Source organism: Streptomyces sp. NPDC039465 (genome assembly GCF_055639315.1).
On sequence record NZ_JBVKAP010000004.1, the window covers coordinates 205813 to 217724 of the forward strand.

9 protein-coding genes are annotated in these 11912 nt (G+C 69.8%); 7 read left to right on the plus strand and 2 right to left on the minus strand.

Features of this window, described 5'->3' with window-relative positions:
- Window positions 1–10 precede the first annotated feature (10 nt).
- On the minus strand, window positions 11–1477 hold the full coding sequence (locus tag ACZ7LT_RS15390; RefSeq protein ID WP_471236532.1) for a CCA tRNA nucleotidyltransferase: 1467 nt from the start codon (window positions 1475–1477) through the stop codon (window positions 11–13).
- Window positions 1478–1659: 182 nt separating this feature from the next.
- Between ACZ7LT_RS15390 and ACZ7LT_RS15395 the strand changes: the two genes are divergently transcribed.
- The 7 genes from ACZ7LT_RS15395 (at window position 1660) to trxA (ending at window position 11172) form a co-directional block, all read left to right on the plus strand.
- On the plus strand, window positions 1660–3990 hold the full coding sequence (locus ACZ7LT_RS15395) for a DUF6049 family protein (RefSeq protein ID WP_471236533.1): 2331 nt from the start codon (window positions 1660–1662) through the stop codon (window positions 3988–3990).
- A 45-nt stretch (window positions 3991–4035) separates the two neighbouring features.
- The gene (murJ, locus tag ACZ7LT_RS15400; protein WP_471236534.1) at window positions 4036–6222 is read left to right on the plus strand and encodes a murein biosynthesis integral membrane protein MurJ; all 2187 of its coding nucleotides are present in this window, start codon (window positions 4036–4038) and stop codon (window positions 6220–6222) included.
- Window positions 6223–6339: 117 nt separating this feature from the next.
- Window positions 6340–8040, plus strand: a complete 1701-nt coding sequence (locus tag ACZ7LT_RS15405; protein WP_471236535.1) for a protein kinase family protein — start codon at window positions 6340–6342, stop codon at window positions 8038–8040.
- Between the two features lie 25 nt (window positions 8041–8065).
- On the plus strand, window positions 8066–8770 hold the full coding sequence (gene sigM, locus ACZ7LT_RS15410) for an RNA polymerase sigma factor SigM (RefSeq protein ID WP_471236536.1): 705 nt from the start codon (window positions 8066–8068) through the stop codon (window positions 8768–8770).
- Window positions 8767–9681, plus strand: a complete 915-nt coding sequence (locus ACZ7LT_RS15415; protein ID WP_471236537.1) for an anti-sigma factor — start codon at window positions 8767–8769, stop codon at window positions 9679–9681. Before sigM ends, ACZ7LT_RS15415 begins: the two co-directional genes overlap by 4 nt.
- 124 nt (window positions 9682–9805) lie before the next feature.
- Window positions 9806–10780, plus strand: a complete 975-nt coding sequence (gene trxB, locus ACZ7LT_RS15420; RefSeq protein ID WP_471236538.1) for a thioredoxin-disulfide reductase — start codon at window positions 9806–9808, stop codon at window positions 10778–10780.
- 47 nt (window positions 10781–10827) lie between these two features.
- Window positions 10828–11172 carry a thioredoxin gene (gene trxA, locus ACZ7LT_RS15425; RefSeq protein ID WP_471236539.1) on the plus strand — a complete coding sequence of 115 codons (345 nt, stop codon included), beginning with the start codon at window positions 10828–10830 and terminating at the stop codon, window positions 11170–11172.
- Between the two features lie 76 nt (window positions 11173–11248).
- On the opposite strand, the gene ACZ7LT_RS15430 is transcribed toward trxA, so the two are convergent.
- On the minus strand, window positions 11249–11866 hold the full coding sequence (locus ACZ7LT_RS15430; protein WP_471236540.1) for a GNAT family N-acetyltransferase: 618 nt from the start codon (window positions 11864–11866) through the stop codon (window positions 11249–11251).
- Window positions 11867–11912: the final 46 nt, after the last annotated feature.

Below are 11912 nucleotides of genomic sequence, written 5' to 3' on the forward strand. Positions count from 1 at the left end.
CGGCCCTCGCTCAGTCCTGCGAGGCCCACCAGTCCTTGAGCGCGGCCACGGCGGCGTCGTGCTCCATCGGACCGTTCTCCAGACGGAGCTCCAGCAGGAACTTGTACGCCTTGCCGATGACGGGCCCCGGGCCGACACCGAGGATCTCCTGGATCTGGTTGCCGTCGAGGTCGGGACGGATGGCGTCCAGCTCCTCCTGCTGCTGGAGCTGGGCGATGCGCTCCTCCAGGCCGTCATAGGCGCGGGAGAGAGCAGCGGCCTTGCGTTTGTTGCGCGTGGTGCAGTCCGAGCGGGTGAGCTTGTGCAGCCGGGACAGCAGCGGGCCGGCGTCACGGACATAACGCCGTACGGCGGAGTCGGTCCATTCACCCGTGCCGTAGCCGTGGAAGCGCAGATGCAGCTCCACCAGCCGCGAGACATCCTTGACCAGCTCGTTGGAGTACTTGAGAGCGGTCATCCGCTTCTTGGTCATCTTCGCGCCGACCACCTCGTGGTGGTGGAACGAGACCCGCCCGTCGCTCTCGAAGCGCCGGGTGCGGGGCTTGCCGATGTCGTGCAGCAGCGCGGCGAGCCGCAGCACCAGATCAGGCCCGTCCTCTTCGAGGTCGATGGCTTGCTCGAGCACGATCAGTGAGTGGTCGTACACGTCCTTGTGCCGGTGGTGCTCATCGCTCTCCAGCCGCAGGGCGGGCAGCTCGGGCAGCACATGATCGGCGAGGCCGGTGTCTACGAGGAGGCCGAGGCCCTCACGGGGGTGGGCGGAGAGGATCAGCTTGTTGAACTCGTCCCGGACCCGCTCGGCGGAGACGATCTCGATGCGCTCGGCCATCTCCTTCATGGCGCTGACGACCTCCGGGGAGACCGTGAAGTCCAGCTGAGCGGCGAAGCGCGCGGCCCGCATCATGCGCAGCGGGTCGTCCGAGAAGGACTCCTGCGGGGTACCGGGAGTACGCAGCACCCGGGCGGCGAGGTCTTCCAGACCACCGTGCGGATCGATGAACTCCTTCTCCGGAAGCGCGACCGCCATCGCGTTGACCGTGAAGTCCCGGCGGACGAGGTCCTGCTCGATGGAATCGCCGTAGGACACCTCAGGCTTACGGGAAGTGCGGTCGTACGCCTCCGACCGGTACGTCGTGACCTCGATCTCGAAGCGCTGCTCGACGCCGTCGACCCGGGCGTTCTTCTGGCAGCCGACCGTGCCGAAGGCGATCCCGACCTCCCAGACGGCGTCGGCCCAGGGCCGGACGATCTTCAGAACGTCCTCGGGGTGTGCGTCGGTGGTGAAGTCGAGGTCGTTGCCGAGCCGGCCGAGAAGGGCGTCCCGTACCGAGCCGCCGACCAGCGCGAGGCCGAACCCGGCCTCCTGGAAACGGCGGGCGAGATCGTCGGCGACAGGGGACACGCGCAGCAGCTCACTGACCGCTCGACGCTGCACCTGGCTCAGTGCGGTGAGGTTGTCTTCGTTGGCGTTCGGCACAACAGAAAAGGGTACGTGCCCCGGCCGACCGGAGCGTCCGCCTTTTCGCCGGGCCCGGGACCCGTTTGCGATCACGTGGAGCAGTCCGCGGCACTTCGCCACAGCGTGCCTCGTTACCATGCGTGGACACAGCAACCGACAACCACCGGCACCACTGACAACGACGAGGGATGGGCGAACGCGTGGCCGAGGCGGCAGACATCCAGGGCAACGGTCCCTCTCCTGCCCGTCGGTGGCTGCTGCGCGCGGCCTCCCTGATCGCCGGCGCGCCCCTGCTGGCCGGCCTGCTGAACGGGCCCGCGGCGCCCTCCGCGGCCGCCGAGGAACCCTCCGGCTCCCGTACCGTCGATGTGTCCCTGAACACGTTCTCCCCGAGCGCCCCGGTGAAGGGGGACACGCTCACGATCAGCGGCACGGTCACCAACAAGAGTAAGCAGACCGTCACGGACGGCCATGTGGATCTCCGCGTGGGGCCCCCGTTGAGCAACCGCAGCTCGATCGACGAGGCGGCGTCCCGCACCGGTTTCCGGCCCGGGAGCGACCCGGGCGTGCTCGACGACGCCTACACCGTGAAGCTGCCGCCGCTCGGCGCCGGGATCAGCGAGGACTTCACGATCGCCGTCCCGGTCGACAAGCTCGGCCTCGACGACGAGGGGGTCTACCAGGTCGGTGTCTCCCTGTCCGGGCAGACGCAGAACCAGCCCGGGGACCGGGTTCTCGGCATCGAGCGCACGTTCCTGCCCTGGCAGCCCGAGGCCGTCGAGAAGAAGACCCAGCTGACCTATCTGTGGCCGCTCATCTCCTCGGCTCATCTGTCCGCGGAGACAGGCTCCGACGACCAACAGACCCCGGTCTTCGCCAACGACGACCTGGCCGCCGAGCTTGCCCCCGGCGGGCGCCTGGAACGAATGGTCTCGCTGGGCAAGGAACTCCCCGTCACCTGGGTGATCGACCCGGACCTGCTCGCCACCGTCGACGCGATGACCAGGAACTACCGCGTCAAGGAGGGCACGGGCGAGGTCGCCGGAAAGAACCAGGCCGTCGCCGAGCAGTGGCTCAGCGCCCTGGAGAAGGCTGTGGAGGGCCGCAAGGTCGTCGCGCTGCCCTTCGCCGACCCCGACCTGGCCTCCCTCGCTCACCGGGGCAGGGACGTCTCCGGCTCGCTGAGGCATCTCCAGCCCGCGACCGCGGTGGCCGAGACGACCGTCGAGACGATCCTCCACGTCAAGCCGTCCACCGACTTCGCCTGGCCGGTGGAGGGCGCGATCGACCCGTCCATCGTGGATGTGGCCACCTCGGCCGGCGCGCACAAGGTGATCGCGCGCAGCGACAGCCTCCGGGACGATCTGTCGTACACGCCCAGCGCCGCGCGCCCGATCGGCGGCGGCAGGACCGCGATCGTCTCGGACGCCTCGCTCTCCACGGTCTTCCAGGGCGACATGTCGCAGGCGGAGCCCTCCACCCTGGCCGTGCAGAGGTTCCTCTCCCAGACCCTGGCGCTCACCCAGCAGGTGCCGGACAAGCAGCGCAGCATCGTCGTCGCCCCGCAGCGGATGCCGTCCGCCGCGCAGGCACAGACCATGGCGACCGCCATGGCGGGACTGTCCTCGCAGCGCTGGACCGAGCCCGTCGACCTGATCGCGGCCGCCGCCGTGAAGCCGGACGCCGACGCCACCACGAAGGTGCCGAGCTCCTCCGACTACCCCGACAGGCTGCGCAAGCGGGAACTGCCGGTCCAGGCGTTCCACGACATGAAGACCACCCAGGAGACCCTGGACAACTTCAAGGTCATCCTCACCGCGGCGTACCGCGTGGTGACGCCCTTCGGCAACGCGATCAGCCGTGAGATGTCGGCGTCCTGGCGCGGCGATCCCGCCGCGGCGGCCGGCTACCGCACCGATGTGCTCGACGACCTCAAGGGCCTGACCACCGAGGTCAACCTGATCGAGAAGTCGGACCTGACGCTCTCCGGCCGCAGCGCCACCATCCCGGTGACCGTCCAGAACAAACTCCTGCAGGGCGTCGACAACCTGGTTCTGCGCCTGGAGTCCACGAAGCCCACCCGTCTGAAGCTCAACGACGGCAAGACGATCGCCAAGCAGCCCGTCAAGATCAACGGTGGGCACAGCCAGTCGGTGAAGTTCACGGCCTCCGCCAACGCCAACGGCCCCGTGCCGATGACGGCCCAGCTGTTCACCGCGGACGGCAGGCCCTACGGTCGTCCGATGACCTTCACCGTGAAGGTCTCCGAGATCACCCCGACCGTGATGCTCGTCCTCGCCGGCGGTGTCCTGCTGCTCGTCCTCGCGGGCATCAGGATGTACACCCAGCGCAAGCGCGCCGCCGAGCGAGAGGCGGCGGAGGAGTCCGCGGCCGAGGACGGGACCGGGGATCCGGTGGCACAGGACGGGCCCGCCCAGGACGGCGATCCCGAGCAGCCGAGTGACCCGACACCGGACACCGGCCCCGAAAGCGGCGACCCGTCGGGCACGGGTGAGAAAGTGGACCGTTGAGCGATGTCGTGGCCGGTCGGCCGGGGACGATGAGGTGGGGTAACCATGAACGCGCCGTACGACGGTGACCGCGGGCAGGGCGCGGGCGGCGGCACCGCGCCTTCCCCCGGGTCGCCCCAGGCTGCACCGGGAGCGGGCCAGGTGCCCCATCCATCACCGCCGCCCGCTCCGGACCCGTACGTCCAGGACGCCTACAGCCACGACCCGTACCGGGCACAGGACCTGTCCGCCCAGGACCCGGTGGGCGAGGCGCTGTACGACCGCGCTGCCCACCCCCCGCCGCCGCCGGGCACCTATCCCGAGCCGCAGCCGCTCTACCAGCAGCCGGCGGCGCCCCAGCACGCCCCGGACCCGCGGGTGTGGGCCCAGACACCCGCGCCCGAGCCCGACGGGCCCTCGCGCCACCTCCCGTACGGCGACGACCCGCGGACGGTTGAGTTCACCGGCGTCGACGACCTGGTCACCCGGGCTGGCGAGGAGCAGCCGGAGCCGGACGCGTTCGCCCATCTCTACCGCGACCAGCAGACCCCTGGGCAGCCCTCCCAGCCCGCGCAGGTCCCCGCGCCCGCCTCGCCGCCACCGGCGGCTCCGAAGAAGTCGGGAGGCCGGGCCTCGGGTCTGCTGAAGTCGAGCGCCGTGATGGCGGCCGGCACTCTGGCCTCCCGTCTCACCGGCTTCGTACGCAGCCTGGTGATCACCGGCGCCCTGGGCGCCGCCCTGCTCGGTGACACCTACACCGTCGCCTACACCCTGCCGACGATGATCTACATCCTCACGGTGGGCGGCGGTCTCAACTCGGTCTTCGTGCCGCAGCTGGTCCGTTCCATGAAGAACGACGAGGACGGCGGCGAGGCCTACGCCAACCGGCTGCTGACCCTCGTCATGGTGGCCCTCGGCGCCATCGTGGCCGTCGCGGTGTTCGCGGCCCCGCTGTTGATCCGCGCGATGTCGAGCACGATTGCCGACGACCAGGCGGCCAACAGCGTCGCCGTCACCTTCGCCCGCTACTGCCTGCCCACCATCTTCTTCATGGGTGTGCATGTGGTGATGGGTCAGATCCTCAACGCGCGTGGCAAGTTCGGCGCGATGATGTGGACCCCGGTCCTCAACAACATCGTCATGATCGTCACGTTCGGCCTCTTCATCTGGGTCTACGGCACCTCCGCCGAATCCCAGCTGGGCGTCCAGACCATCCCCGACGAGGGCATCCGCCTCCTCGGCATCGGCACCCTGCTCGGTCTGGTGGTCCAGGCCCTGGCGATGATCCCCTACCTCCGCGAGACGGGCTTCCGCTTCCGCCCCCGCTTCGACTGGAAGGGCCACGGCCTCGGCAAGACGGTCAAACTCGCCAAGTGGACCGTGCTGTTCGTGCTCGCCAACCAGGCGGGCGTCCTGGTCGTCACCCAGCTCGCCACCGCCGCGGGCGAGGCGTCCGGCAAGGACGGCACCGGCTTCCTCGCGTACTCCAACGCCCAGCTCATCTGGGGCATGCCGCAGGCCATCATCACCGTCTCCGTCATGGCCGCCCTGCTGCCCCGGATCTCCCGCGCCGCCCACGACGACGACCCGGGTGCGGTCCGCGACGACATCTCCCAGGGACTGCGTAACTCGGCCGTCGCGATCGTGCCGGTGGCCTTCGCGTTCCTCGCGCTGGGTGTGCCGATGTGCACCCTCCTCTACGCCTCCAGCGGCGTCGAGGCCGCCCGGAGCATGGGCTTCATCCTCATGGCCTTCGGCCTCGGCCTCATCCCGTACTCCGTGCAGTACGTCGTGCTGCGCGGCTTCTACGCCTATGAGGACACCCGGACGCCCTTCTACAACACGGTCATTGTGGCGGCGGTCAACGCGGCCGTCTCCGCGGGCTGCTACTTCGTGCTGCCGGCCCAGTGGGCCGTCGTCGGCATGGCCGGTGCCTACGGCCTCGCCTACGCCGTGGGCGTGGGCGTCGCCTGGCGCCGGCTGCGCAACCGCCTCGGCGGCGACCTGGACGGCGCCCATGTGCTGCGCACCTACGCCCGGCTCTGCCTCGCCGCACTGCCCGCCGCGGTCCTCGGCGGTGCGGCCGGCTTCGGTGTCCTCACCGCCCTCGGAGAAGACGCACTTGGTTCCCTCGCCGCGCTCTTCGCCGGCGGTCTGGTGCTGGCCGCCGTCTTCTTCGTCGCGGCGAAGCGGATGCGCATCCAGGAGCTCAACTCCATGGTCGGCATGGTGCGCGGTCGGCTCGGTCGCTGAACCGCAACCATCCCGCACAACCCTCGTCGGCTGCCGTGTGTCGTGCATAGCGCCGGACTGTGGGCACAATTGGCATGGCGTTGAATATGCGCAACGGATGGGGAGGCAGGAACGACGGTGGCGGAACGTAGCACGGCTGCCGTCGACGTGGCCGACAGCAGCGGGGACGACCCGCTGACCGCCAAGGCGGACAAGGCCGCGACCGACGGGGTGGCACAAGCGCAGGACGCGGCGGAACCGACCGCGCAGGACGAAGGCGACGACGAGCCCGGCGGTGAGCAGCCGGCTCTGGTCTGCCCCGAACTGCACAGCGGCCACAAACTCGCCAGACGCTACCGGCTGGAGGAGTGCGTCACCCGTCTGGACGGTTTCAGCAGTTGGCGCGCCGTCGACGAGAAACTGCGCCGCGCCGTCGGGGTGCATCTGCTGTCCGCGGACCACCCCCGGGCTCGCTCGGTGCTGGCCGCGGCCCGTTCCTCGGCGCTGCTCGGCGACCCCCGCTTCGTGCAGGTCCTCGACGCCGTCGAGGAGAACGACCTCGTCTATGTCGTCCACGAATGGCTGCCGGACGCCACCGAGCTCACCGGGCTCCTGGCTTCCGGACCGCTGGGGCCGCACGACGCCTATCAGCTCGTCACCCAGGTCTCCCAGGCCATGGCCGCCGCCCACCGCGAGGGGCTGGCCCACCTGCGGCTGACGCCCAGCGCCGTCCTGCGCAGTTCGACAGGCCAGTACCGCATCCGAGGACTGGCCGTGAACGCCGCGCTGCGCGGGATCAGTTCCGACAGCCCGCAGCGCACCGACACCGAAGCGATCGGCGCTCTGCTGTACGCGGCGCTGACTCAGCGCTGGCCGTACGACAGCGACGCCTACGGCCTTCGGGGCCTTCCCAAAGGCGTCGGACTCATCGCCCCCGACCAGGTGCGGGCGGGCGTGCACCGAGGCCTCGCCGAGATCGCCATGCGCGCCCTGGCCAACGACGGAGCCACCGCGTCACGCCAGGAACCTCCGTGCACCACCCCCGACGAGCTGGCCAAGGCCGTCGCCGCGCTGCCCCGGATCCGTCCGCCGGAGCCCGAGTTCACCCCCCCGGCGGAGTACCAGCGCACCACGTATCAGCAGGGCACCTACGGGCGTCCGCAGCCCCGTCCCGGTGTCACCGTCACCCAGCCCGTGGCGCCCCCGCCACCGCCGCTGCAGAGCCGTGCGGGCAAGGTCCTCAAGTGGGCGGTCTCCGCTCTGCTCATCGCCGCGCTTGGCCTGGGCAGCTGGCAGGTGGCGGACACGCTGCTGGACGGGCGCAAGAAGACCACCACCCCGGAAGACACGGCGCCGGCGAACGGCGACGAGAAGCCGCAGAGCACTCCGGCGCCCGGCAAGCCGGTCTCCATCTCCGAGGCCCAGGACTTCGACCCGCTTGGCAACGGCAACGAGAACGCCCAGAGCATAGAGAACGCCTACGACGGAGATCCTCAGTCGTTCTGGCAGACGGCTAACTACGCCAGCGCGGACTTCGGCCAGCTCAAGGAAGGCGTGGGGATCGTTCTGGATCTCGGCAAGCCGCAGCAGGTCGGTTCCGTAGGGGTCACCTTCAAGGGCGCGACCTCCGTGGAACTGAGGGCCGCCGCGGCCGACGCAGCCTCCCAGCCGACGACGCCGGACTCCTTCACCAAGATCGCCCACGGATCCGGGAGCCAGGTGACACTCAAGCCCGGCAAGCCCGTGACGACGCGGTACGTTCTGGTATGGCTCACCGAGCTTCCGGCGAACGACGGCGGATTCCGCGGAAAGCTCTCGGACATCAAGATCACCAGCTGACGGCACCAGGGGAGGGGGCGCACCGTTGGACCAGGCCACACCCGGCGACCTGAGCGACCAGGATCTGCTGGCGCGCCACGTCGCCGGCGATCCGGATGCCTTCGGCGAGCTCGTACGCCGCCATCGCGACCGGCTCTGGGCCGTCGCCCTGCGGACCCTGGGGGACCGCGAGGAGGCCGCGGACGCCGTCCAGGACGCGCTGGTCTCCGCCTTCCGGGCCGCTCACACCTTCCGCGGTCAGTCCGCCGTCACCACCTGGCTCCACCGGATCACGGTCAACGCGTGTCTCGACCGCGCCCGCAAGGCCGCCTCGCGCAAGACCTCGCCGGTGGAGGACACCGAGCGGCTCGAGCAGCTCCTGGAGCCCCACGAGTCCGCCGAGGCCCCCGCGGAGCGACAGGATCTCCACCGGGAGCTGCTCGCGGCACTGGCGAAGCTTCCCCCCGACCAGCGGGCGGCGCTCGTGCTGGTGGACATGCAGGGCTACCCCGTGGCTGAAGCCGCCCGAATCCTCGATGTCCCCACCGGGACGGTGAAGAGCCGCTGTGCCCGCGGCCGTGCCCGGCTCCTGCCGATGCTCACTCATCTGCGCGCCGACTCCATGGATAGCGGCGGTCCTGACCGGGGAAGGAACCGGACGCCGGGGACATCCGTCCCACCGGTGTCGGGACCAAGGGAAACGGGACCAAGCGGTCCTGCTGCTGTGAAGGGCGGAGGTGGGCGCACGTGACATCGACGATCGACACGGCTCAGCACCCGGACGTCTCGGAGATCTCCGACCTCACCGAAGGGCTGCTCCCGCCGTCCCGCACAGCCGATGTACGACGCCACCTGGACGGCTGCGCGCTCTGCGCCGACGTACGCACCTCCCTGGAGGAGATCCGCGGCCTGCTCGGCACCCTCCCCGGCCCCGCCCGTATGCCGGCCGAGATCGCCGGCCGAATCGACGCCGCGCTGGCCGCCGAGGCACTCCTGGACGCCACCGCCCCCGACTCGTCGACGCATGTTTCACGTGAAACATCGACCGACACCTTCGAACCCCGCCCCGAGGTGGTCGGCTCTCCCGCGCCTTCCCCCACACCCGCCCACCGCCCGGCAGGGCATCCGCGCGCGGCCACCGGTCCCGGACGCACGCAGCGGACCCGGCGCCGCCGGGTCGCCGCACTGAGTGCCGTACTCGGCATGGCTGCCGTCGGAGTGAGCGTGCTGCTCCTCCAGACCACCCAGGGCCCCGGCGGAAGCGCCGGTGACACCAAGACCTCGGTGAGCGCCCCGGACAGCCTGACCTTCGCCGGAGAGAAGCTCTCCGGTCGCGTCCATGGGCTACTGGCCGACGAGGCGACGGCCACCAAGGAATCGGAACAGGGCTCCTCGTTCTCCACCGAGACCGGCCCCGACAAGACCAAGCTCGCCAAGGATCCGGCCGTCCCGCCCTGCATCCAGGCAGGCATCGGCCGCAACGATGCCGCTCTGGGCATCGAGCGAGGCGTGTATCAGGGTGAACAGGCCTATCTCGTCGTCCTCCCCCACCCCACGGATAGTGGCCAGGTCCAGGCCTACGTCGTGGACGCCACCTGCGTAGACACCGGCGGATCCGGCAAGGCGGAGATTCTGGTGAGCCACGCGTACCCTCGCTCCTGACCCACACCGCCGCGCCTCCGGGCGGTCCGGGAATGCTCGCCCCTTAGGATCCGTTGGGTGGGGTGAGAGTCATTGACCCGGCCCCGTAGGCAGTAGGCAGTCTGCAGAGACGAGGAAGAAACCCGTGAGCGACGTCCGTAACGTGATCATCATCGGCTCCGGGCCCGCGGGTTACACCGCTGCGCTCTACACAGCGCGTGCGTCGCTGAAGCCGCTGGTCTTCGAAGGTGCCGTCACCGCCGGTGGCGCGCTGATGAACACGACCGACGTGGAGAACTTCCCCGGCTTCCGCGACGGCATCATGGGCCCCGACCTCATGGACAACATGAGGGCCCAGGCGGAGCGCTTCGGCGCCGAGCTCGTTCCGGACGATGTGGTCGCCGTGGACCTCACGGGCGACATCAAGACCGTGACGGACACCGCCGGGACCGTCCACCGCGCCAAGGCCGTCATCGTGACGACCGGCTCCCAGCACCGCAAGCTCGGTCTCCCCAAGGAGGACGAGCTGTCGGGCCGCGGTGTCTCCTGGTGCGCCACCTGCGACGGGTTCTTCTTCAAGGACCAGGACATCGCCGTGGTCGGCGGCGGCGACACCGCGATGGAGGAGGCCACCTTCCTCTCCCGGTTCGCCAAGACCGTCACCATCGTCCACCGACGTGACACCCTGCGCGCCTCCAAGGCCATGCAGGACCGCGCCTTCGCCGACCCGAAGATCAAGTTCGCCTGGGACAGCGAGGTCGCCACGATCCACGGCGACCAGAAGCTCTCCGGTCTGACGCTGCGCAACACCAAGACCGGCGAGACGTCCGAGCTCCCGGCGACGGGTCTGTTCATCGCCGTGGGCCACGACCCGCGCACCGAGCTCTTCAAGGGCCAGCTGGACCTGGACGACGAGGGCTACCTGAAGGTCGACGCTCCCTCCACGCGCACCAACCTGCCGGGCGTCTTCGCCGCCGGCGACGTGGTGGACCACACCTACCGCCAGGCGATCACCGCCGCAGGCACCGGTTGCTCCGCCGCGCTCGACGCCGAGCGTTTCCTGGCCGCGCTCGCCGATGGCGAGAACGCCGCCGAGCCCGAGAAGACCGCCGTGGTCTGACCTCGCCCCCGCCCCACCCCACACCCCGCGAAGTGAAGGAGGCCGCCGTGGCCGGCGCCCTGAAGAATGTGACCGACGCTACCTTCGAGGACGACGTCCTCAAGAGCGACAAGCCTGTCCTGGTGGACTTCTGGGCCGCCTGGTGCGGGCCGTGCCGCCAGATCGCCCCGTCGCTCGAGGCCATCGCTGCCGAGCACGGCGACCAGATCGAGATCGTCAAGCTCAACATCGACGAGAACCCGGCCACGGCCGCCAAGTACGGCGTGATGTCGATCCCGACGCTGAACGTCTACCAAAACGGTGAGGTCGCCAAGACCATCGTCGGTGCCAAGCCGAAGGCCGCGCTCCTGCGCGACCTCGCCGGCTTCATCGACGAAGAGGCCAAGGCCTGACGCCTTCGCTGTTTCACGTGAAACATGAACGGCCCGCCCCTGGACAGGGGCGGGCCGTCGCCGTTTACGCCGAACGCTACAGCGGCCGCAGAGCGGGCTCCTTCTGCACGGCTCCCAGGAGACGGTCCAGCGCCAGCTCGACGTCTTCCTTCCAGGACAGCGTCGTCCGCAAATCCAGCCTCAGCCGCGGATAGGTGGGGTGCGGGCGGACCGTTTTGAAGCCGACAGCCAGCAGATGGTCCGCCGGCAGCACACAGGCAGGCTCCTTCCAGCGGGCATCCGCAAAGGCCTCGATGGCCTTGAACCCCCGCCGCAGCAAGTCTTTGGCGACGGTCTGCACCATCACCCGGCCCAGCCCCTGCCCTTGATAGCCCGGCATGATCCAGCCCGTCATCAGCTGAACGGCGTCCGGAGCGACGGGACTCGTAGGGAACGCCAGGGAGCGCGGTACATAGGCGGGTGGTGCGTAGAGGACGAAGCCGACCGGCACATCATCGACGTAGACGACCCGGCCGCAGGATCCCCACTCCAGCAGGACCGCGGAGATCCAGGCTTCCTTCTCCAGTTCGGGCGTGCCCGCCTTTACCGCGGCTTCCCCGCTGACCGGATCAAGTTCCCAGAAGACACACGCGCGGCAGCGCTTGGGAAGGTCCGGAAGGTTGTCCAGCGTGAGCGGTACGAGCCGACGGCCCAAGGCTGATCCTCACTTCCTTTACCGGCCGCATCACGCGCGGCGGACA

Excerpts from the sequence above, each read along its gene's own strand:
- murJ (WP_471236534.1), top strand. The coding sequence starts at position 4,036 with ATGAACGCGCCGTACGACGGTGACCGCGGGCAGGGCGCGGGCGGCGGC.